This is a genomic window from Roseateles hydrophilus (genome assembly GCF_026712245.1).
In the GTDB taxonomy this organism is placed as follows: Bacteria; Pseudomonadota; Gammaproteobacteria; order Burkholderiales; family Burkholderiaceae_C; genus Pelomonas; species Pelomonas hydrophilus.
On the sequence record NZ_JAPPUY010000001.1, the window covers coordinates 456,860 to 479,486 of the forward strand.

A 22,627-nucleotide genomic window follows, 5' to 3' on the forward strand; every position below is an offset into this window, starting at 1 on the left:
CTGCCATGAAGCGCCTTTCACTGCTTGCGGCAGCCGGGCTGCTGATGGCGTCGGCGGCGTCTGCCGCCGTGCTGGTGCCGGGCACGCCCGTCACCGGCACGCTGGACGGTGCCGCCGCCGGCCTGCTGGGCGCCGATCTCGGCTACCAGCCCGAGGCCGGCAGCAACACCACGGCGGTGCTCGATCTCGTCGACGGCCTGGACAGCATGGAGTTCATCGCTGCGGATGCCAGCCTCGCGCTGGACATCAACAGCGACGGGCGGCTGCGCCTGTGGGACAACACCGGCACCGGCCTGCTGGGCACCCACACCGTCGAGCTCAGCTTCGCCGACGCCACGCTGCGCCTGGCGCTGCCCACCCTCAGCGCGCTCACGCCGCTGCTGTCGGGCAGTCTGCAGTTCGAGCTGCTGAGCCCGCAGTCCGTCCGCCTGACGCTGACGGATGCCCGCATCGACACGAACTTCGCCTACGTCGATGCCCAGCTGGCCCTGGCGCCCGTGCCCGAGCCTGCACCCGCGGCCCTGCTGGCCCTGGGCCTGCTCGGCCTCGCGCTGCGCCGCCGGTCGCACCGGTAAGCACCCCCGTCTTCTCCCTCCTTTTTCAGGAGACCGTATGAAGCTGCACCTTGCGGCGCTGAGCGCGCTGCTGGCCCTGCCTTTGCCTGCGTTTTCCCAGGTTGACCCGGCGCGCGAGGTCGCGCCGGCCGATGGCTTTGCCGCCCTGGGCGGCGGCACCACCGGCGGTTCGACCGCCAGCCTGAGCCAGATCTACACCGTCACCAACCGCCAGCAACTGCTGACCGCGCTGGCCAACGGCGGCACGCTGCCCAAGATCGTCAAGGTCGTGGGCCGCATCGACATGAGCGAAGGCCAGCCCTTTGCCAGCCGCGCCGACCAGGACCAGCGCGCCGGTGTGCGCCTGCCATCCAACACAACGCTGATCGGCGCCGGCCCGGGTGCGGGCCTGGCCAACGGCCGCATCGAAATCATCGGCGTGGCCAACGTCATCGTGCGCAACCTGGCCATCATGGCACCTTGCGACGTGGCGCCCGTGTGGGACCCGACCGACGGCAGCACCGGCAGCTGGAACGCAGCCTACGACGCCATCTCGGTGCAGGGTGCCGAGCGCGTCTGGATCGACCGCAACACCATCACCGACGCGCCGATCACCGACGACCAGTTGCCCATTGAGAACGGCAAGCCGCGCCAGTGCCACGACGGTGCGATCGATATCACGCGTGGTGCCAACTACGTGACGGTCAGCCACAACGTCATCGACCGGCACGACAAAACCATGCTGATCGGCCACTCCGATAGCTACACGGCGGACATCGGCCGCCTCAAGGTCACCATCGCCAACAACGTGTTCACCAACGTCGCGCAGCGCGCGCCGCGCGTGCGCTACGGCCAGGTGCACCTGCTGAACAACTACCACGTGGGCAGCAAGACCGCCCCGGTCTATGCGCACAGCTACAGCGTGGGCATCGGCACCGGTGCGCGCGTGATCTCGCATGCCAACGTGCACGCCATCACCGGCGCGGCGCCGGGCTGCGCCGCGGTCGTGCAGACGCTCAACCCCGACGCCGCCAGCAGTTTTGCCGACGCCGGCTCCACGCTCAACGGTGCGCCCCTGGGCGCCTGCGCCGTGTCGGCCAACGTGGGCTGGAGCGTGCCCTATGCCTTCACTGCGCGGCCGGCGGCGCTGGTCAAGGCCAATGCGCTGGCGCGTGCTGGTGCCGGCAAGATCAGCACCCAGATCAGCGGCACCGGCGGCGTGGGCGTGGTGCCCGGTAGCGTTGAGCCGGCGCGCAACGCGACCGGTGTGCACATCGACACGCCGCTGGCCATCGCCTTCGATGCCGCACCCGTGCTGACCGGCAACGGCGCCATCACCGTGCGCCGCGCGAGCGACGGCGTGGTGGTGGACCGGCTGGACCTGTCCACCGCACCGTCGTCCACCGACACCCAGACCGTCATCCCCCGCACCAACCTCGAGATCGACGCGCTGGCGCTGGGCGCCATGCCCGAGAACGCGGCGCGGGCGCGCTTCGTCTGGTACCGGCCGGTCAGCGTGCTTGGCAATCAGGCCGTCATCCGGCTGCGCAGCAACCGCCTGGCTTTTGACACCGCCTACACGGTCAGCGTGGATGCGGCTGCCTTCAGCGGCAGCATCAACAACTCGCCGTTCGCGGGCCTGAGCTGGAGCTTCACCACGCGCAGCGCGCCGGCCAGCAAGACCAGCGTCACCGTGGATGACGACGGCACGACGGCCGACTTCCGCAGCGTGCAGGGCGCGCTGAACTGGATCATGGCCTGGTGCTCCACCGGCAGCCCAGCCAGCAGCTGCAACACGGTGGCCACGCCCAAGACCATCAGCATCCGCAACGGCCTCTACCCCGAGCTGCTGATGCTGCGCAACGTCGCCAACCTCAGCCTCGTGGGCGAGAGCCGCGACGGCGTGCAGGTGGGGCGGTTGAACTTCGAGTCGCTGAACAGCGGCAGCGGCGCCAGCACCGCTGCGGCCGGCACGGCGCTGAGCACCGGCCGCGTCGCGGGTCACCGCGTGCTCGGCGGCGGGCGCTCGGTGCTGCTGGTCGAGAACGCCGACCTGTTCACGCTGCGCAACTTCACGCTCGTCAACCCGCATGCCCGCGCGTCCCTCTACGACAACCAGGCCGAGGCGATCTACTTCAACACCAGCACCACGGCGGCTGCGCACCGCATGGTGGCGCGCGAGATGAACTTCATCTCCGAGCAGGACACGCTGCAGCTCAAGGGCTATGTGTGGGTCTACAACTCGCTGGTGGCCGGCAACGTGGACTTCATCTGGGGCAACGTGATGGCCGCGCTGTTCGAGGACTGCGAGATCCGCAGCGTGCTGGACGCGTCCAGCAGCTCGCCCGGCTACATCCTGCAGGCGCGCGCCACGGCCGGTGACACGGGCTTCGTGTTCCTGAACAGCCAGCTCACGGCCGGCCCGGGTGTCACCGCGGCCTACCTGGCACGCAGCGGCGGCACCAGCAGCACCGCCTACGTCGACAACATCGCCTTCATCAACAGCCGCATCGGCCCGCACATCCTGCCCATCGGCTGGTGCAGCGGCACCGGCACGAGCAAGACCGGCACGGGGCAGGGCGCCTGCAGCTCCAACCCGCCGCCCTGGGCCGGTACCGCCAACGGCGGCGCCACCGACGCCGCCGGCTGGCGCGAGTCGGGCAGCCGCGATCTGGATGGCAACCCGCTGAACACCAGCGCCCGCCTGGGCCTGGCCACGGTCACCGTGGGCGGCGTGCCCGCCACCGTGCAGCTGGCCAAGACGCTGGACAGCACGGCCGGCCTGACCAGCCGGGCCGACATCTTCCGCAAATCCACCATCGCCACCGGCTCGCCCGGCGGCTGGGTGCCGGCGCCCTGAACGGGGCCCCACAACAACACGACACCAGGAGAACCGAACCATGACCCACGCCCGCCTTCCCAGCCGGCTCACGCTGTGCGCTGCGGCCGCCCTTGCGCTGACCGGCGCCGCCCAGGCGCAGGAGACTGCCGCCCCCGTCACCATGGAGCGCATCCAGGTGACCGGCTCGTCCATCAAGCGGCTGGCCGGTGAGACGGCGCTGCCGGTGTCGGTCAACAAGCCCGAGGAGCTGGAGGCACGCGGCCACACCGAGCTCAAGGACCTGCTGCTGGAGCTGCCGCAGTCGCAGTCGCTGGGCTTCAACTCCGGCGCGGCCGGCCCGGTGCTGAACCTGCGCGGCCTGGGCCCGATGCGCACGCTGACGCTGCTCAACGGCCGCCGCCTGGCCAACGAGCCGCTGCAGGACCAGTACGTCTCGGTCAACGTCATCCCGCGCATGGCGCTGGATCGCGCCGAGACGCTGCGCGACGGCGCCTCGTCCATCTACGGCTCCGACGCCATCGGCGGCGTGCAGAACTTCGTCATGAAGGACACGTTCAAGGGCGCCAAGCTGAAGCTGGACTTCAACGCCCCCGAGCGCAACAGCCCGGGCCAGACCAAGTCTGTGGCGGCGATTGCCGGCTTTGGCGACCTGGCCGCCGACGGCTGGAACGTCTACGGCTCGCTGGATCACCAGACCAAGTCGGCCCTGATGCAGGGCGACCGCCCCGAGCTGTACGACGGCTCGGCGCTGAACCAGCTGGGCCTGCTCGTGGCGCCCAGCAACAAGAACCAGAGCCCGATCGCGAACTACGGCTTCAGCGCCACCGCGAACAGCAACTACAACTCCAGCTTCGCCACCGGCTGCGTGGCGCCGTACTCGCTGCCCACGCTGGGCGCCGGCAGCGTCGCCACGCCGGCCACCTATGGCAACGCCGGCTGCTACCGCGACCCCAACTTCTTCACCGCCATCAGCGACGGCAGCAAGATCACCAACCTGTTCGGCAAGGCCAGCCTGAACGTGGGCCAGGGCCACCGTGTCAGCCTGGAGCTGCTGCACTCGGCGTTCACGGTCGAGAAGTACCGCGGCATGCAGGCCAACAGCTCGTCCAACGAGCCGTTCACGTACTACACCATCCCGTCCACCAGCAAGTTCTATCCCGGCAAGGGCATCACGCCGCTGGTCAACGTGGTGGGCAGCAACACCGGCAGCAACTCGCCGGCCATGTTCATCGATGCGACCAAGACGCCCGGTACCGTCAGCCCGCTGAACATGAACAACCGGCTGGTCTACTTCCAGTGGGGCCCGGGCGAGCTGGGCCCGGCCTACCGCAATGACGAGCAGATCAACGACCGCCTGGTGCTCAGCGCCGAAGGCTCGGTGTGGAACTGGGACTACCGCGTGGGCCTGAACTACGGCCACTCGCAGCGCAACACCGCCACGGGCGGCGGCTACATCCTGTACAGCAAGGCGCAGGAGGGCTTCACCAACGGCACGCTGAACCCCTTCGGCCCGCAGGACGCCGCCGGCCTGGAGTACCTCAAGAGCATCGAGCTGCGCGACTACGTCTACCGCAAGAACGAGGCCTACAACAAGGCCGTCGATGCGACGTTCACGCGCGAGCTGATGCAGCTCCAGGGTGGCCCGCTGGTGCTGGCCGTGACGGGCGAGCTGCGCCGCGACGAGGCCAAGGTGCACGCCGCGCCGCTGGACTACGTGGGCAAGCTGGCCAACGGCAACTACAACATCAGCAGTGCTGGCGTCGTCGTCAAGGACGACATCGTCGGTGAGAACCCGACCGGCGTGGCCGCCAAGCTGCACCGCGACATCAAGTCCGCCGTCATCGAGCTGGACGCACCGCTGACCAAGCAGTGGAGCGTCAACGGCGCCGTGCGCTCCGACACCTACAGTGACCTCAAGACCACCACGGTCAACCCCAAGCTGTCGGTGCGCTACCAGCCGACGACCGAGCTGATGCTGCGTGCATCGGCGAACACGGGCTTCCGGGCGCCGTCCATCATGGACATTCAGAACCCGACGCCCGAAGTGCGCCAGGTGCGCATGGACGATCCGACGCTGTGCCCCAGCGCCACGCCGCTGATCTCGGCCTCCGGCACGCCGGTGTCGGGCTTCACCTACGCCCAGGTCTGCGACGTGATGACCGACTACTGGACCAAGTCGCCCGACAACAGCCACCTCAAGCCCGAGAAGTCCAAGGGCTGGGCCATCGGCGGCGCGTTCGAGCCGGTGCGCGGCCTGCTGGTGACGGTGGACTACTGGAGCATCAAGCTCAGCGATGTGCTGGGCGCGCTGACCTTGTCCGAGGTGCAGCAGCAGCCGGCCAAGTACGCCGCCAACATCATTCGCAAGGCCGACGGCACCATCAACTACATCCTGACCAGCCAGGCCAACCGCGGTGACATGAACATGCGCGGCCTGGACATCGCCGCCACCTACCAGCTGCGCACCAACGGCTGGGGCACGTTCAACTTCAAGCTCGACGGCACCTACTACGACAAGTACGCGCTGTCGGTGGAGAAGGGCGGCGTGATGCTGGACAACGTCGGCATCCTGACCGGCGACGCCCGCTACGTGGGCCCCAACGCCGGCCTGGCGACCACACAGCAGATCGTCTACCGCTGGAAGCACACCGGCGCGGTGGCCTGGCGCCTGGGCCACTGGTCCACGCAGCTTTCGCAGCGCTACAGCAGCGGCCTGACCGACCTGACCCCGCGCGGCACGTCCACCTACACCGATGTGAAGGCCTACAAGCAGTACAACCTCAGCGCCAGCTACTCGGGCATCAAGAACCTGAAGCTGAGCGTGGGCGTCAACAACGTCACCAACGTGAACCCCGTGCTGACGGCCAACACCGGCTACAACGGCTACCTGACCAGCAATGCCGACGTGCTGGGCCGTGCCTACCGCGTCACGGCCGAGTACACGTTCTTCTGAGGATCGCGATGACGTTCAAGATGCTGGCCCTGGCCGGGCTCGTGCTGGCGCTGTCGGCCCCGATGGCGCCGCCCGTTCACGCGGCCGGCATTGCCCACAAGGGCTGGACGCAGACCGAGGGCGGCCGAGGCGGCCGCATCATCAAGGTGACGACGCTAGCCGCCGACGGCCCGGGCAGCCTGAAGGCCGCCATCGAGGCCAGCGGCCCGCGCATCGTCGTGTTCGAGGTGGGCGGCGTGATCGACATGGGCGGCCAGCCCCTGAAGATCACGCAGCCCTACCTGACGCTGGCCGGCCAGACCGCGCCCGACCCGGGCATCCACATCATCAAGGCCGAGACGACCATCGCGACGCACGATGTCGTCATCCAGCACCTGAGCTTCCGCCCGGGCGAGTTCGGCCGGCCCAAGAAGGGCGGCGGCGACCAGGACGGCATCTCCGCGCTGGGCGGCGCACGCGACGTCATCGTCGACCACTGCAGCTTCTCCTGGGCCACGGACGAGAACCTCTCCGCCAGCGGTCCGCGCTTCGAGGGCGCCACGCCCGAGGACTGGCGCCGTGCCACCTCGCATCGCATCACCTACAGCCACAACCTGCTGTACGAGGGCCTGGGCCATTCGGTGCACGAGAAGGGTGAGCACAGCAAGGGCAGCCTCATCCACGACAACACCAGCGGCGTGCTGCTGTACGGCAACGTCTACGCGTCCAACCGCCAGCGCAATGCGCTGTTCAAGGGCGGTGCGCAGGGCGCGATGGTCAACAACCTCATCTTCAACCCGGGCGACCGCGCAGTGCACTACAACCTGCTGGCGCATGAGTGGACCGGCCAGCCCTGGCAGGTCGGCCGCCTGACGCTGGTGGGCAACGCGCTGCGCCACGGCCCCAGCACCGTGCCCGGCACGGCCTTCTTCACGATGCTGGGCCAGGGCGACCTGGCGCTGCACATGACCGACAACCTTGCGCACGACACCCAGGGCCGGCCCGTGCCGCTGCTGGGCAACAACGCGCAGACGACGGGCAAGCTCATCGTGCTGCCGCAGCCCGAGCTGCCCGCTGGCCTGGCCATCCGCCCGGCGGCCGACCTGGCGCGCGAGCTGCCGCCCCTGGTCGGCGCACGCCCCTGGGCCCGCGACCCGCTGGATGCCAAGCTGCTGGCCGATCTGGCCCAGGGCCGCGGCAAGCTGATCGACTCGGAAGTCGAGAACGCGCTGGGCTACCCGCGCCACGCGCCGACCCGGCGTGCGTTCAAGCCCGACGACTGGAACCTCGACGACATGAGCCCCAAGGCCGGCTGGCCCGGTCTCGCCCAACGCTGACCCCCGCGATGAAACTCCTGCTCCCCTCCCTGCTCGCGCTGCTGACGGCTGCCGCCTCAGCCCAGCCTGCGCCCGCCACCTCGGCGCCCAAGGCGGCCGAAACCACCGCCAACGTCGCCACCGGCCCGCGCGTCATCCTGGTCGGCGACTCCACGATGGCGCCGCGCAGTGGCTACGGCAACGCGCTCTGCGCACGGCTGCAGCAGGTGGCCTGCATCAACCTGGCGCGGGGCGGGCGATCCAGCATGAGCTTCCGCGCCGAGGGGCTGTGGAACACCGTGATGGCCCTGCTGAACGAAGGCCAGGCTGCTGGTGCAGCGCGGCAGAAGACCTTGGTGCTGATCCAGTTCGGCCACAACGACCAGCCCGGCAAGCCCGGCCGCTCGACCGACCTGGCCACCGAGTTCGGCCCCAACATGGCCGGCTATGTGAAGGACGTGAAGGCTGCCGGCGGCGATGTGGTGCTGCTGACGCCGTTGACCCGCCGCACCTTCAAGGCCGGCGAGCTGCCCAACGACCTGCGCCCCTGGGCCGAGGCCATCCTGAAGGTGGGTGCCGAGCATGGCGTGCCGGTGCTGGATCTGAACGCCATCAGCCACGCCGCCGTGGCCGCGATGGGCCAGGCCGCGGCCGATACCTTGGCCGAGGCACCGCCGCGGTTCGACCGCACCCACCTCGGCCCCAAGGGCGCCACGCTGTTCTCCGGACAGGTGCTGGACGGCCTGCTGCCGCTGCGGCCCGAGCTGGCCACCGCCCGCACACTGCAGCCCTGAGCGACTCGGCCCGCGTGCGGAATTTCGCACGCTGCCGGCGACTGCGCGGCTTATCCCCGCGTCAGCTTGGCCGTCATTTGTCGGGATACGATGGTGCATGCACTCGGGCGACGGATTGCAAACGACACCAGCCGGCGATGAGCCGGAGATCGAGTTCATGCCGGAGTCGGATGCTGGCGAAAGCCGGGCCGTCTCGCCGTGGACGGTGCTCATCGTTGACGACGACCCCGAGGTTCACGAGAGCACCACGTTCGCACTGCGCGACGTCGAGATCCTCGGCCGCCCGCTGCGACTGCTGCATGCGTATTCGGCGGCGGAGTCGCTGGCCGTGCTGCAGCGTGAAACCCAGGTGGCGGTCATCCTGCTCGACGTGGTCATGGAGACCGTGTCCGCCGGGCTGGATGTCATCGAGGAGATCCGTGGCCGTCTGGGGCTGCAGGACACACGCATCATCCTGCGCACCGGACAACCCGGCTTCGCGCCCGACGAGCGCACGGTCGCGGCCTACGACATCAACGACTACCGCACCAAGAGCGAGCTGACGCGTGCCAAGCTCTTCGTCGCGCTGTTCACCGCCATCCGCGCCTACGACCAGCTGCACCAGGGCCTGACGCAGCGCCACTTCCTGCAGGGCACGCTGGACCTGACGAGCCGGCTGTCCAGCCTGCCCGATCTGGTGCACTTCGCGCGCGGCCTGGTGGCCGGGCTGGAGCAGCCGCTGGGCGTGCCGGTGCTGGCCCATGTGTTCGAGGTGCCGCCGGGCGAGCTGCCGGCGGATCTGCGCCTGTTGGCCGGCCCGCCCGAGGCAGCCGCAGCGGCCACGTTGGCAACGCTGGGCGACGCCTGGTGCGCCGCGCGGGTGTGGCAGTGCGCGGCCAGCCGTGGCATCTGCATGGAAACCAATTCGCTGGCCGCCTGGATCGGACTGCCGGGCGACCGCGGGCTGGTGGTGGTGGCGCGGGCGCAGAAACCGGTGGCCAATGTGTCGCTGCAGCTGATGGAGGTGCTGTGCCGCAACCTCGATCTCAGCGCGTCCACCGTCGTGCTCAGCGAGCACCTGCGGCTGCTGGCCTATTTCGACCCGCTGCTGGGCCTGCCCAACCGCACCGCGCTGCTGGAGGAACTGGCCCGGCGCCTGCCTGACAGAGCGGCTGTGCTGGCGCTGCTCGATATTGATGGCTTCGCCGGCATCAACGACATGTTCGGCGACGATTGTGGCGACCAACTGCTGCAGGCCTTCGCGGCGCGCGTGCGCGCGCTGGTGGGTGAGCAGGCCTTCCTGGCGCGCACAGGCCCCGACCAGCTGGCGCTGCTGACGGACGGCCTGCCGGCCGATGGGCCGGATCTGGGCGAGCTGTGCCGCGAGTCCTTCCAGGTCGGGCAGGAGCCGCTGCGCATCACGGCCGGCATCGGTCTGGTGCAGCTCTTTGGCGCGGCGACGCTGCCGGCCCAGGCGCTGCAGCAGGCGTCGCTCGCGCTCAAGCGCGCCAAAGACCAGGGCCGGGGCGGCATGGCCTGGTTTGATGCCGATTACGAAGCCAATGCGCGCGCCCGCATGCAGCTGCTGCAGGCCTTTGCCGACGCGCCCACGCGCGAGCAGCTGTCGCTGGCCTTCCAGCCGCAATGGGACATCGCCAGCGGCCGCATCTGCGGTGTGGAAGCACTGCTGCGCTGGCGCGACGCCAGCGGCACCATGGTGCCGCCGGATCGCTTCATCCCGGTCATCGAGAGCGCCGGCCTCATCGTCGAGACCGGCGAGTGGGTGTTGCGTACGGCGCTGCAGGCGCTGCTGACGCTGCGCGAGGCCGGCTGGGGCGAGTTGCGCATGGGCGTCAACGTGTCGGTGCTGCAACTTCAGGCCGGTGATTTCGTCGGCACGGTGCGCCAGGCGCTGGCCGACAGCGGCCTGCCGGCACAGGTGCTGGAGCTGGAGATCACCGAGTCGCTCGCCGTCACGGGCGAGGCGCAACTGCTCGACACCCTGCATGCGCTCAAGGCTCTGGGCGTGTCGCTGGCCATCGATGACTTCGGCACGGGCTACTCGTCGCTGAGCTACCTGGATCGCATGCCGGTGGACCGGGTCAAGATCGACCGCTCGTTCACGCGCGGCCTGCGTGGCGATGGCCGCAGCAACCGCATCGCGGAGCTGATGGTCTCCATCGGCCATCACCTGAACATGCGCGTGCTGGCCGAGGGCATAGAGACGCCCGAGCAGGCCCAGGCACTGGCCCTGCTGGGCTGCGACGAGGGCCAGGGCTACCTGCGGGCCCGGCCCATGCCGCTCGCCGAGCTGCAGGCCTGGCTGCAAGCCCAGCCCGGCGGACCGGCCGCATGAGGCGCCGCGACGCCGTGCTCGCGGCGTTGCCGTGGCTGGCGGCTTGCAGCCCGCCGCCACCGTGGCCGCTCGGTTTGCTGGCCGGCATCACCGGCCGCACGGCCGACCTGGGCGCGGCGGCCTACCACGGCGCCCGGCTCGCGGTGGACGACATCAACGCCGCTGGCGGCGTGGCCGGGCGGCCGCTGGCGCTGCATGTGGCCGACGACGTGCAGGACGCCGATACCGCACGCCAAGCCGTACGGCGGCTGGTGGGGGAGGGTGTGGTTGCGCTGGTCGGGCCTGCCACCAGCGGTATGGCCGAGGCCATCCTGGCCGACGTCAACGCGGCATCGCTGGTCACTGTCAGCCCGTCGGCCACGACAACGCTGCTCAGCGGCAAGGACGACTTCTTCCTGCGCGTGTGCCCGAGCATCGGCGACTTTGTGGCCGTGCAGGTGCGCGACGACCACCGCCGTGGCGCGCGGCGTGTGGCCGTCGTGCTGGACCTGAGCAACCAGGCCTACTCCGCAGACTGGGCGCGCCGCTATGCGGACGTGGCTGGCCGCCTGGGCATGACGGTGGTGCTCCAGGCGACGATGCGCGCTGGCGATGACGCGAGCTACCTGCAGGCCGCGTCGGCGGTGTTGGCGGCCCGGCCGGACCATGTGCTCCTGGTCTGCAGCGCCGTGGACACCGCGCGCCTGGTCCAAGCCCTGCGCAACGGCGGGCTGAGCGGGGTGCGCTGGAGCACTTCCAGCTGGGGCGGCACCGAGTCACTGATCCAACTCGGCGGCGCGAGCGTCGAAGGCGTGCGCACGCCGCAGTATTTCGACCGCGACGATCGCTCCCCGGCCTACCTGGCTTTCGCGTCGCGCTACCGCGAGCGCTTTTCCGAGTCTCCCGGCTATGCATCGGTGAGCGCGTACGACGCGGTGCAGGCCGTCGCCCAGGCGTTGGCCCGTGCCGGCGCCGGTGCGGCCGCCTTGAAGCGGGCCTTGCTGGAAGGCGGGCCTTATGTGGGCTTGCAGGAGTCCTGGCGCTTTGACGCCTACGGTGACTCCCGGCGCAAGCTGCGTGTTGCTGAAGTGATCCATGGCCGGTTTCAAGTCGTCGCTTGAGGCGCTGGCCGCGCGCGGCCTGGGCGTGCGGGCGTGGCTGGCAGGCACGCTGGTGCTCACCGTCACGGTCATCTTCGTGCTGGTGGGCGGCACCATCCTCGCGTACCGGCTGCCGCAGATCGAACGCAACACGCGCGCTGAGCTGCAGACGCGCGCGCAGGCGGCGTCGTTGCAGTTGGGCCATTTCCTGACGGCCGTCGAACTGGCGCCACGCCACCTTGTGGGCGCCGCCGCAACGGCGCAGGCGGCGGAGCTGCCCGCGCTGGCCAACCGCTTCGCCCGCGAGGGCGACTTGTTCGACGCGGTGTACCTGCTGGCCGCCAACGACCGCGTGGAGGCCTTGGGACTGCCTTCAGGCAACGAAGCGCTGGCCTCGTCGCTGGTGGGCCTGGATCTGGGCCGCAGCGCCTTTGTGCGCGCGTTGCGGGCGCGCGCCGCAGGCGACGCTGCCGCGCAGGCCGTGGTGTGGACGGACGAGTACCTCTCCGTGCTCAGTGGCACCCGTGCCGTCGCCATGGGCCTGCGCTTCGGCGACCGCATCGCCATCTTCGAGCTGTCACCGCAGCGCCTGCTGCGCATCCTGCTGGGCGATGGCGCAGAGGCCGATCTCGGCCTGCTGGTGGTCGACGGTGCGGGGCATTTCCTGGGCGCCAGCCAGCGCGACGGCTTTGGCTGGGCCTTCGATGATTTCCGCACGTCAGCGGTGTTCAAGGCGGTGCTGCAGCGGCAGCCGCTGCCGGAATCGATCGCGGCCGAAGACGGGCGGCGCTTGCTGGTGGGCGCGGTGCAGGTGCCGCGGCTGGGCTGGGTCATCCAGACCATTGCCGACGGCGGCATGGCCCATGAGTCCTACCGGGCCACGGTGTGGATGGTGTTCGCGGGCTTTTGCGTGGCGCTGGCCGTGGCCCTGCTGGTCGCGCCGTTCTCGGCGGCGCGCATGGCCAGGCCGCTGGCCGAGGCGGCGGCCACGGCGCATGAGCTGGCGCAGGGCAACTTCGGCGTACGCCGGCCGCGGCGGCGTCAGGTGCGCGAGATCAGCGCGCTGCTGTCCGACCTGGACCGCATGGCGCTCAGCCTGGAGCAGCGCCAGGTGCAGCTGCAGCACACGGCGGATCGCTTGAATGCCGTCATCGAGCTGGTGCCGTCGGTGGCCATCCAGTGGTACTCGGTGGATGGACGCGTCGTCTACTGGAACGCGGCGTCCGAGGCCATCTATGGCTTCAGCCGCGAGGAGGCCATGGGCACCTGCGTGCTGGAGCGCTCGCTGATGTTTGCGGACAAGGGGCAGGCGGGCGTGTTCCTGGATGTGCTGGCTGAGGTGGACCGCACCGGCCAACCGTTCGGGCCGGCAGACTTCTCGCTGCGCCACAAGAGCGGCCGTGAGGTGGTGGCCAATTGCGTGGTGTTTGCCATCCCGGCCGACGACGGCGGCAAGATCTTCGCCTGCATCGACATCGACGTGACCGAGCGCATCGAGGCCGAGACGGCGCTGCGCGAGAGCGAGCGCAAGCTGGAGGCCATCTTCGAGTCGTCACCGGCGGCGCTGTCGGTGTCGGACATGAACGACAACTTCGCGCTGCTGGCCGTCAATCGCGCCTGGGAGGTCATCATGCGGCGCGACCGCGCGCAGGCGCTGGGCAAGAACGGCCGGGAGGTGGGGCTGTGGAAGGACCTGGCGGTGCGTGACCGCTTCGTCGCCATGCTGAACAGTCCGGAGCGGCGTGCCGACCTGGAGGCGGAGCTGCTGGACGGCGATGGCCGCACGCGGCTGATCCACATCGTGGCGCAGGTGCTGGAAATCGGCGAGCAGCGCCTGGCGTTGATCTCGGCCGAGGACATCACGGATGCGCGGCGGTCGGCGGACGAGATCCGCATGCTCAACGCGGAGCTGGACGCCCGCGTCGCCAAGCGCACCGCCGAGCTGGGCCGCGTGAACGACGAGCTGGAGCGTCGCCTCGCCGAGCTGCAGCTGACCCAGCAGCAGCTGGTGCAGGCGGAGAAGCTGTCGGCGCTGGGCCGCCTGGTGGCGGGCGTGGCCCATGAGCTGAACACGCCCATCGGCAACGGCCTGATGGCGGTGTCCACGCTGCAGGACCAGGTGGTGCGTTTCCGCGCCGGCATGGCGGCCGGCTTGCGGCGCTCCACGCTGGAGGAGTTCCTGACCCAGGTGGCACACGGCTCGGCCATCGGCATCCGCAACCTGGGGCGCGCGGCCGAGCTGATCACCAGCTTCAAGCAGGTGGCCGTGGACCAGACCACCTCACAGCGCCGCACCTTCATGGTCCGCGAGCTGGTGGACGAGATCGTGCTGACGCTGACCCCGTCGCTGCGCCGCATGCCCTACCGCATCGAGGTCGAGCTGGGCGACCCCGAGGCCTGGATGGAGAGCTACCCCGGCCCGCTGGGCCAGGTGTTGACCAACCTGATCAACAACGCGTTGCTGCATGCCTTCGAGGGGCGCGACGAGGGGCGCATCGTCGTAGGCTGCGAGCGCCTGGGGCCGGAGCAGCTGCGCATGTGGGTGCAGGACGATGGCGTGGGCATCGAGGCCGACGCGCTGGGCCGCATCTTCGACCCCTTCTTCACCACGCGCATGGGCCGCGGTGGCACCGGCCTGGGCCTGCACATCGTCCACGGCCTGGTGGTGGGGCAGCTGGGCGGGCAGATCGACGTGGACAGTGTGCCCGGCCGCGGCACGCGCTTCACGCTGACGCTGCCGGTCATGGCGCCGCTGCCGGCGCCGCCCAGCACCCGGCCTCAGCCGCTCTGAGTGCCGGCAGCGCGCAGCCAGCGGGCGCTGTGCTGCTGCAAGTCCACGCCGAAGTGATGGCCGCCGGGGCTCACGTGCGTGCTGAACGCCGCGCTGCCGCGCCAGGCGCGGCCCAGGCGCTCCCAGGCGGCCTGCGTGGCATCCCACGGGAACAGCTTGTCCTGCGGTGAGCCGAACAGCAGCAGCGGGCGTGGCGCGATGAGCGCGGCCACGTCCGGGTGGTCCAGCTCGGCGGCCAGGCCCGGGTGGGCCATGCTGAAGGACGACTGCCCCACCAGCGTGTGCTCGCCCGGCCGCAGCAGGCCCTCACGGGTGCACATCCAGTGCGCGGCGACGCAGGCGGACACCTCGTCGCAGACGGCAGCCAGCTGCCAGGCCCGGAAAGCGCCCATCGAGAAGCCCAGCACGGCCACGCGCTGTGCGTCCACCTCGGGCTGCTCGCGCAGCCAGCGGTGGGCGCGCAGGTCGTCGCTGGCGATGACGCCGGCCCAGTGCTGGCCCAGCTGCAGCAGGTGGTTGGCCAGCGCCTGCTGGTCGTCGCGTTTGAAGCCCGGGCGGCTGCGCTCGCCCCAGCCCAGCGCGTCGATGGCCAGCACGGCGAAGCCGGCCTGCACCAGCGTGTCGCCGATGAACTGGCTGCCGAAGTAGCGCTCGGCCCACTGCATGGCCGCGCGGCTGTCGCCGAGCGGGCGGATCAGCTTTTCCTTGCCGATGTCGAAGCGCGCGCCGTGGTCGTGCAGCAGCAGCACGGCCGGGTGCGGGCCGGGGCCGGCCGGGCGCAGGTACAGCGCCGGCACGCGGTCGCCGAGCGCGCCGCGCAGCGTCAGCTGGCGGGCGGTGTGGCCGTCGCGGGCCTGTTCGGCCAGCACCTCGGTGGCGAAGCCACTGCCGTCGTCGCCGGGCCGCAGCATGAGGCGGCGTGCCGTGGCCAGCGCCGGGGCCCGCCAGCCCGACTCGGGCCGCCACACCTGGCGCGGCTGCCAGCGCCGCTGCAGTGCGGCGAGCGTGTCGTCCAGGCCGTCGGCCAGCGCCAGCGCCGGCGTCAGGCCGGCTGCCAGCAGCGCGCGACGTCTCAGCCCGCCACCCATGCCGGCAGCGCCAGCGACAGCGCCGGGATGTAGGTGGCCGCCAGCAGCGTGACCAGCAGCGCGCCGTAGAACGGGGCGATGGAGCGCATCACCTCGCCCACGCTGACGCCGCCGATCGCGCAGCCGACGAACTGCGTGCTGCCCACGGGCGGCGTGTTCAGGCCCAGCGCGCAGTTCAGCAGCATGACGACGCCAAACTGCGTCGGGTCCATGCCGGCCTTCATGCAGATGGGCAGGAAGATGGGCGTGCAGATCAGGATGGTGGCCGCCATGTCCAGGAAGGTGCCCAGCAGGAACAGCAGCACGTTGACCCACAGGAAGATCAGCCAGGCCTGGTTGCCGCTCATCTGCTCCAGCCACTCGCCGGTCTTCTGCGGCACCTCGTACAGCGCCAGGAAGTAGCCGAACGCGGCCGAGATGCCGATCAGCAGCAGCACCACGCCGGTGGTCTTGCAGGCCTTGGCGCAGGCGGCCAGGAAGCCCTGCCAGCTGAGCGTGCGGTAGACCAGGCCGGTGACGATCAGCGCCCAGCACACGGCCGTGGCGGCCGACTCGGTGGCGGTGAACACGCCGCTCAGGATGCCGCCCAGGATGATGACGATGACCATCAGCCCCGGCAGCGCCGCGACGAAGGCCGAGAACACCAGCGCCCAGCCAGGGAAGGCGCCATGCGTCGGGTAGCCGCGCTTGACGGCCACGGTGTAGGCGGCCACGAGGTTGGCGATGGTGAGCAGCAGCGCCGGCAGCAGCGCGGCCAGGATGAGGTTGAACACGCTCACTGCCGCGATGCCGGCCGTGGCCAGCACGTAGATGATGAGGTTGTGCGAGGTCGGCATCAGCGCGCCGACCAGGGCCGAGTGCGTGGTCACGTTGACCGCGTAGTCGGCGCCGTAGCCCTCGCGCTTCATCAGCGGAATCATCACCGAGCCCATCGCCGAGACGTCGGCCAGCGGCGAGCCGGCGACGCCGCCGAACAGCGTGCAGCCCACCACATTGCTCATCCCCAGGCCGCCGCGCACATGGCCCACCAGCCGGTTGGCGAAGGTGACGATGCGCTCGGCGATGCCGCCATGCAGCATGAGCTCGCCCGCGAAGATGAAGAACGGGATCGCGAGGAACGAGAAGATCTGCATGCCGCCCACCATCTTCTGGAAGACGATGGCCATGGGCAGATCGGCGGCCAGCACCGTGGCGACGGAGGCCAGCCCGATAGAGAAGGCGACGGGCACGCCCAACAGCAGCAGCAGCACGAAGCTGCCACACATGACCCAGAGTTCTAGGTTGTCCATCTCAGTTGTCCATTTCGCTTTCACAGTGCCCGCGACTCGTGCGGGCCGAGCGCCGGGCCGCTCCCAAGCCGGCCCGCCTGGCGATGTGCTTGCCGGTCAATCCGGCAAGCATCGCCGTCCCCCAGGGGGACCGGCCGGGCTTGCCGGCGTTCAGCCGGCGCAAGACCGGGCGAGGGGCTGGGTTCATCTCAGACCCCCGCCTCTTTCACTTCTTCGTTGCGCCACAGCGCGATCAGGTGTTCGATGCAGAACAGCACGATGAGCCCGCCGGCAATGACCAGCGGCAGGTAGTCCAGCCCCTCGGGCACGCCCAGCAGCGGCTTGGGCTCGGCCCATTTCAGCGTCATCCATTCCCAGCCGGCTGAGGCCATCAGCACGGCGAAGGTGATGACGCACAGGTGGATCAGTGCCTCGGCCACGCGCTGCGCGCCGCGCGGCAGCAGCGCCACCAGCGACTCCATGCCCAGGTGGCCCGCATCGCGCACGCCCACGGCCACCGCGAGCGAGGTGATGTAGAGCACCAGCAGCAGCGCCACCGGCTCGGTCCACGTGGGTGAATCGTTCATCACGTAGCGGCCCAGCACCTGCCACTGGACGCAGGCCACCAGCAGCACCAGGCCCAGCACGGCCGTGCGCAGCGACCAGCGCGACAGCGCCGCGCAGAGCGTCGTGTACGCCGTCATCACTTGATGTCTTGAATCGCCTTGACGAGCTTCTGCAGGTCTGGCGTGTTGACGAACTTGGCGATGACGGGCTGCACGGCCTGGCGCAGCGGCTCGCGCTCGGCGTCGACGATCTGCGCGCCGCCAGCCTTCACGGCGGCCAGCGCCTTGGCTTCCTGTGCATCCCACTTCTCGCGCTGCACCTGCACCGAGGCCTTGGCGGCGGCGCGCAGCTGGGCCTGCTGTTCGGGCTTGAGCTTGTCCCACACGCGCTTGCTGATGAACAGCGCGTCGGGCGTCATGGAGTGCTCGGTGCGGCTGTAGAACTTGGCCGCCTCGAAGTGACGGAAGCCCTCGTAGCTGGGGATGTTGTTCTCGGCCGCGTCGATGAGGTTGGTCTTGAGGCCGGTGTAGACCTCGCCGATGGGCATGGGCGACGGGTTGGCGCCCAGGGCCTGCATGGCGGCCACCCACAGGTCGGTCTGCTGCACGCGGATCTTCAGGCCCTTCATGTCGGCCAGCGTCTTGATGGGCTTGCGCGCATAGACCGAGCGGGCGCCCGAGTCGTACAGCGCCAGGCCCACCAGGCCCTGGTGCTCGCAGGCTTTGAGGATCTCTTCGCCGGGCGCGCCGTCGTAGGCCTTGCGCATGTGGGCCGTGTCGCGGAACAGGAAGGGCAGGGCCGGCACCAGCGTCTTGGGGCACATGGCCGACAGCGGGCCCAGGTTCACGCGCGTCATCGCCAGCGCGCCGAGCTTGACCTGATCGATGGTCTCCTTCTCGCTGCCGAGCGCGCCCTTGTTGAAGACCTTCACGGTCAGCGCGCCGCCGCTGCTCTTGGCCAGCACCTGGCCCAGGTGCTTGACGGCGGCCACGGTGGGGTAGTCGTCGCTGTTGTGCACGTCGGCGGATTTCAGTTCCAGCGCGCTGGCGCTGGAAGCGAGCAGCGCCGCCGACAGCAGGGTGAGGGTCTTGGTCATGGTTGTCTCCTTAGCCGAGTGCGCGGTAGCGCAGATTCGAAAAACGGGCGGTGCCCTGGCCGGCGGCATAGAGCGCCGGGCGCAGGCTGGCAAAACCGCCGGCCACGTTGTGGTGATAGCCGCTCACGTCCATTTGCACCGGGAACTTGGCCCAGGGCTGGCTCGCATCGAGACGGCTGTAGAGGGTGAGCACATGGCGCACGCACTTCAGCTTCAGCTGCAGGCGGCGCTCGATGCCGGCGGGCCGGGCGGCGGCGCGCAGGTCCTGGCCGTAGCGCAGCAGCCGGTAGCCCTTGGCGTGGGCGCCCATGCCGGCATACAGGCGCGGGCCGTAGAACATCATCAGGCCGATCTGCACGCCCTCGTCGAAGTCCGCGTCGAGCTCGACTTCGAAGGCCGGATCGCCCTGGATGAAGCCCAGCGGCGGGCTGTCGCCGGGGTCCTTGCCGGTGGCGCGCAGGTGCAGCTGGCCGTCGGCCACGCGCACGCGCGCCATCTGGCCCGCGCCGCCGCTCAGGAACTGCCAATGGGTCTTGAGCGTGCTGCCGGCAAAGTCGTCCGACAGCGGCATGCCGTGCGGCACGGCGCGGCCGCCACGCGGCTTGGCCAGCGGCCGCCCGTCGTCCGCGTCGACATGGAACCAGCCGTCGGCGCTGAAGCGCGCGGGCGCCAGCAGCGTTTGCCGGCCCAGTGTGTGGAAGCTGTTCTCGTAGCCGTGATACAGCATCCACCAGTCGCCCTGCGGGCCCTGGACGAGGCTGCCGTGGCCGCGCGACCACCAGCGCTCGCGCGACGAACGCGTGCGCATCAGCGGGTTGTGCGGCGCCTGTTCCCAGGGGCCGTCCAGGCTGCGGCTGCGCGCGGCGATGACCATGTGCCCGGTGGGCGGCCCGGCCGTGCCGCCGACAGCCAGCACCATGTGCCACCAGCCGCCGTGGAACAGCATCTTGGGGCCCTCGGGCGAGAAGGCCTCGACGTCCCAGTCCTCGGGGTAGCGCCAGGGGTCGTAGACATGCTCGACGGCGCCCGCCACGCGCAGGCCGTCGGCGCTGAGCTTGACGCGGTCACCGCCGCTCAGGAACAGCCAGCGCTGGCCGTCCTCGCCCACCACATGTGTGGGATCGATGTGCTTGTGCAGGCCCAGCGGCTGCGGCCTGGACCACGGGCCCTCGATGCGGTCCGCCCAGGTGACGAGGATGTCGTTGGGCTGCGCCTTGACGGGCAGGTAGAGGTAGTAGCGGCCGTTGTGTTTGCACAGGTCGGGCGCCCACACGCTGCCCACGGGCTCCAGCAGCGCATTCGCGAGGGGGCGCCAGTTGACGAGGTCGCGCGAGTGCCAGATCAGCAGCCCGGGCAGGGCCTCGAAGCTGGAGTGGGTGAGGTAGTAGTCGTCGCCATCCTTCAGCACCGACGGGTCGGGCCGGTCGCCGGCCAGCACCGGGTTCAGGTAGCGGCCGTCACCCAGGTCGGCCTTGCGTTGACCCTCCAGACCTTGCGGCCAGGGTTGGCAGGGCGGCAGGTAGGGCAGGCCCGGCGCGTCGCTGCAGTCCGCAGCGGCCAGGCCCGGTGAAGCCGCCAGCAGCGCCAGCAAGTCACGGCGCTGCAGCGTCATCGCGCCCCCGGCTTGAACAGCGAGGCCCAGCCGGCCTTGGGCGACATGTCGGCGAGCTGCCAGTCGGCCTCGACGAAGGCGCGCTGCGTGGCGCGGCGCTTGGGCAGACCGTCGGGGTTGTTCTGGGTTTCGTCGTCGATCAGCGTGCCGCGGTCCTCGGCGATGTCGGACAGCTGCTTGAAGTCCAGCGGGTCGCGCGCCCACGGCCGCGAGCCGGCGTACAGCGGCAGCAGCCGCTCCAGCTCGCGTGGCGACACCCAGCTCAGGCCGGCAGGCAGATAGGGCTCGCGCACCGCGATGATCTGCGCGCTGCTGGCGGTGTAGCGGCCGGTCAGCGGCAGGGGCTGGCCCTGGCGGTCCAGCGCCAGGTTGTCCTGCTCGTACAGCTGCACATCGCCCACGCCGCCCAGCGTGAACAGCGGCAGCCGCTCGGCCGTGCCGGGGCCGGCGCGGTAGACGTTGCCTACCAGCGTGAGCTGGCCGGTCTGGTAGGGCTGATCCAGCCACTCGTGCGCGATGAGGTTGTAGTGCACCGCGCGCGAGCCGGGGTTGTAGATCAGGTTGTTGACCATCGCGCCCCAGGCGCCGCCCTTGAACAGCGCGTTGCGCTCGCGGTTGGATGCGTAGATGTTGCCCAGCAGCAGGATGCGGTTGGCGTTGTCGTGGATCAGCGTGCCCTTGCTGTGCTCGCCCTTGCCGTGCACCGACTCGCCCAGGCCCTCGTAGATGAGGTTGTGGCTGTAGGTAATGGCGTGCGAGGTGGTGTCTCGCCAGGCGTCGGGCGTGGCGCCCTTGAAGCGCGGGCCGCCGACGGAGAGGTTCTCGTCGGTCGCCCATGAGAAGCTGCAGTGGTCCACGATGATGCGGCGTGCGCCTTCGGACGTGGTGATGCCGTCGTGGTCGCGGCCACTGCGCTTGGGCCGGCCATAGGCGCCGGGGCGGATGCTCAGGTGCTGCAGGATGACGTCGGCGGCCGCGAGGTTCAGCTCGCCGCGCACCAGCGTGATGCCGGGGTCGGGCGCTGTCTGGCCGGCGATGGTGACGCGGCCTTCGCGCAGCGTGTAGCTGGCGCCGCCCATGTCGATGACGCCGCCCACCTCGAACACGACGATGCGCGGGCCCGGCGTGTCCAGCGCGGCCTTCAGGCTGCCGGGGCCGTCGGCGGCCAGCGTGGTCACGCGCAGGATCTTGCCGCCCTGGCCGCCGGTGGTCTGCGCCCAGCCGGTGTGCACGAAGCTGGCCGGGTGCAGGGCGGCCGTGCCCTGCGCCTGGGCCTGGGCCTGGCACAGGCCAGTGGACAAGGCCAGCGCCAGCAGCAGCGTCAGCGTCCGGGCGGCGCGCATCAGCCGGCCATCAGGTCTTGCATCACGTCGCGCGGGATCAGCGCGCCCGGATGCTGGATCACCCGCGCGGCCAGCCGGTTGCCGAAGGCGGCAGCCTCTGCCTGCGTGGCGCCGGCCAAGCGGCGGCTCAGGTAGCCGGCGGCGAAGGAGTCGCCGGCCGCCGTGGTGTCGACCACGCGCGGCACCGTCTCGGTCGCGACTTCCTGCCACTGCCCGTCGCCGCCCACGATGGCCGGCAGGCCGCCGCGTTTGATGGCGATCTCCGGCACCGGCAAGGCCTGCGCGGCGCTGACGGCGGCGGCCAGGTCGGGCAGGCCGTGCAGGGCCTGGTGGTCGTCGGCGGTGATGAGGGCGACGGATGCTGTCGCGAACGCGCGGCCATACCAGTAGCGTGCATCGGCCACCGAGTCCCACAGTCGCGGGCGGTAGTTGTTGTCGAAGGCCACCAGCTTGCCGGCCGCACGCATGTGGGCCATCAGCGCGAGCACGCGCTCGCGGCCGGCCTGCGGCAGGATGGCCAGGCTGATGCCCGACAGGTAGAGCGCGTCCAGCGCATCGGCCTGCTCTTCCAGCGCGGTGGTGGCGGCGTCAAAGAAGGAGCGCGCGGCGGCCTGGCCGCGCCAGTAGTGAAAGCGGCGCTCGCCGCCCTCGTCCAGCTCGATCAGGTACAGCCCCGGCACGCGGCCCGGCAGCCGCTGCACCAGGCCGGTCAGCACACCCTCGGCCTGCCAGCGCTGCAGCATGCCAGCGCTCAGCGAGTCGTCACCCAGCGCCGTGGCGTAGTGCACCCGCAGGTTGGCGCCGCCGCAGCGCGCCAGGTAGACGGCGGTGTTCAGCGTGTCGCCGCCAAAGGTTTGCCGCAGGTTGCCGAAGGCGGGGCCCTGCAGCTCCAGCATGCATTCGCCCAGCGCGGCCAGAGAGACGGGCCGCGTCGAGGTCGAGGGAAAGAGATTCACGATTCGGAAAATGAAACAGCGGTTCAATAAGATAGCGTAACCGGTTCATTCCCT

General features: G+C 70.2%; 15 protein-coding genes. 8 read left to right on the forward strand and 7 right to left on the reverse strand.

All coding sequences use genetic code 11. The annotated features are described in order from the left end of the window. Positions 1 to 5: 5 nt before the first annotated feature. The 8 genes from NYO99_RS02080 (at position 6) to NYO99_RS02115 (ending at position 14,643) form a co-directional block, all read left to right on the forward strand. Positions 6 to 575 (forward strand): PEP-CTERM sorting domain-containing protein, encoded by a 570-nt coding sequence (locus tag NYO99_RS02080; RefSeq protein ID WP_268165440.1) that lies wholly within the window; start codon positions 6 to 8, stop codon positions 573 to 575. A 37-nt stretch (positions 576 to 612) separates the two neighbouring features. Continuing rightward, positions 613 to 3,414: a pectinesterase family protein gene (locus tag NYO99_RS02085; protein ID WP_268165441.1), complete on the forward strand. Its 2,802-nt coding sequence runs from the start codon at positions 613 to 615 to the stop codon at positions 3,412 to 3,414. Between the two features lie 40 nt (positions 3,415 to 3,454). Further along, positions 3,455 to 6,349, forward strand: coding sequence for a TonB-dependent receptor plug domain-containing protein (locus NYO99_RS02090; protein ID WP_268165442.1), 2,895 nt, complete (start codon positions 3,455 to 3,457; stop codon positions 6,347 to 6,349). 8 nt (positions 6,350 to 6,357) lie between these two features. Next, positions 6,358 to 7,665 (forward strand): pectate lyase family protein, encoded by a 1,308-nt coding sequence (locus NYO99_RS02095; protein ID WP_268165443.1) that lies wholly within the window; start codon positions 6,358 to 6,360, stop codon positions 7,663 to 7,665. A gap of 8 nt (positions 7,666 to 7,673) precedes the next feature. Continuing rightward, positions 7,674 to 8,438: a rhamnogalacturonan acetylesterase gene (locus NYO99_RS02100; RefSeq protein WP_268165444.1), complete on the forward strand. Its 765-nt coding sequence runs from the start codon at positions 7,674 to 7,676 to the stop codon at positions 8,436 to 8,438. A gap of 97 nt (positions 8,439 to 8,535) precedes the next feature. Continuing rightward, positions 8,536 to 10,773, forward strand: a complete 2,238-nt coding sequence (locus NYO99_RS02105) for a putative bifunctional diguanylate cyclase/phosphodiesterase (protein WP_268165446.1) — start codon at positions 8,536 to 8,538, stop codon at positions 10,771 to 10,773. After that, a complete protein-coding gene (locus tag NYO99_RS02110; protein WP_268165447.1) occupies positions 10,770 to 11,873 on the forward strand; it encodes an ABC transporter substrate-binding protein in 1,104 nt (367 codons plus the stop codon). The genes NYO99_RS02105 and NYO99_RS02110 overlap by 4 nt, the downstream gene beginning before the upstream one ends. After that, positions 11,848 to 14,643, forward strand: coding sequence for a PAS domain-containing sensor histidine kinase (locus tag NYO99_RS02115; RefSeq protein ID WP_268165448.1), 2,796 nt, complete (start codon positions 11,848 to 11,850; stop codon positions 14,641 to 14,643). Before NYO99_RS02110 ends, NYO99_RS02115 begins: the two co-directional genes overlap by 26 nt. Here the strand turns inward: NYO99_RS02115 and NYO99_RS02120 are convergent. The 7 genes from NYO99_RS02120 to NYO99_RS02150 all read right to left on the reverse strand — a co-directional run bounded on the left by NYO99_RS02120 (position 14,631) and on the right by NYO99_RS02150 (position 22,573). After that, the gene (locus tag NYO99_RS02120; protein ID WP_268165449.1) at positions 14,631 to 15,731 is read right to left on the reverse strand and encodes a dienelactone hydrolase family protein; all 1,101 of its coding nucleotides are present in this window, start codon (positions 15,729 to 15,731) and stop codon (positions 14,631 to 14,633) included. The genes NYO99_RS02115 and NYO99_RS02120 overlap by 13 nt on opposite strands. Beyond that, positions 15,716 to 17,020: a TRAP transporter large permease gene (locus NYO99_RS02125; RefSeq protein WP_268165450.1), complete on the reverse strand. Its 1,305-nt coding sequence runs from the start codon at positions 17,018 to 17,020 to the stop codon at positions 15,716 to 15,718. Before NYO99_RS02125 ends, NYO99_RS02120 begins: the two co-directional genes overlap by 16 nt. Before the next feature lie 188 nt (positions 17,021 to 17,208). After that, positions 17,209 to 17,703 carry a TRAP transporter small permease gene (locus NYO99_RS02130; protein WP_268165451.1) on the reverse strand — a complete coding sequence of 165 codons (495 nt, stop codon included), beginning with the start codon at positions 17,701 to 17,703 and terminating at the stop codon, positions 17,209 to 17,211. Continuing rightward, positions 17,703 to 18,662: a TRAP transporter substrate-binding protein gene (locus NYO99_RS02135; protein WP_268165452.1), complete on the reverse strand. Its 960-nt coding sequence runs from the start codon at positions 18,660 to 18,662 to the stop codon at positions 17,703 to 17,705. The genes NYO99_RS02130 and NYO99_RS02135 overlap by 1 nt, the downstream gene beginning before the upstream one ends. A 10-nt stretch (positions 18,663 to 18,672) precedes the next feature. Continuing rightward, entirely contained in the window at positions 18,673 to 20,274 is a 1,602-nt protein-coding gene (locus NYO99_RS02140; protein WP_268165453.1) for a family 43 glycosylhydrolase, read from the reverse strand. After that, positions 20,271 to 21,617, reverse strand: coding sequence for a pectate lyase family protein (locus NYO99_RS02145; RefSeq protein ID WP_268165454.1), 1,347 nt, complete (start codon positions 21,615 to 21,617; stop codon positions 20,271 to 20,273). The genes NYO99_RS02140 and NYO99_RS02145 overlap by 4 nt, the downstream gene beginning before the upstream one ends. After that, complete coding sequence (locus tag NYO99_RS02150) at positions 21,617 to 22,573, reverse strand: sugar kinase (RefSeq protein WP_268165455.1); 957 nt, start codon at positions 22,571 to 22,573, stop codon at positions 21,617 to 21,619. The genes NYO99_RS02145 and NYO99_RS02150 overlap by 1 nt, the downstream gene beginning before the upstream one ends. Positions 22,574 to 22,627: the final 54 nt, after the last annotated feature.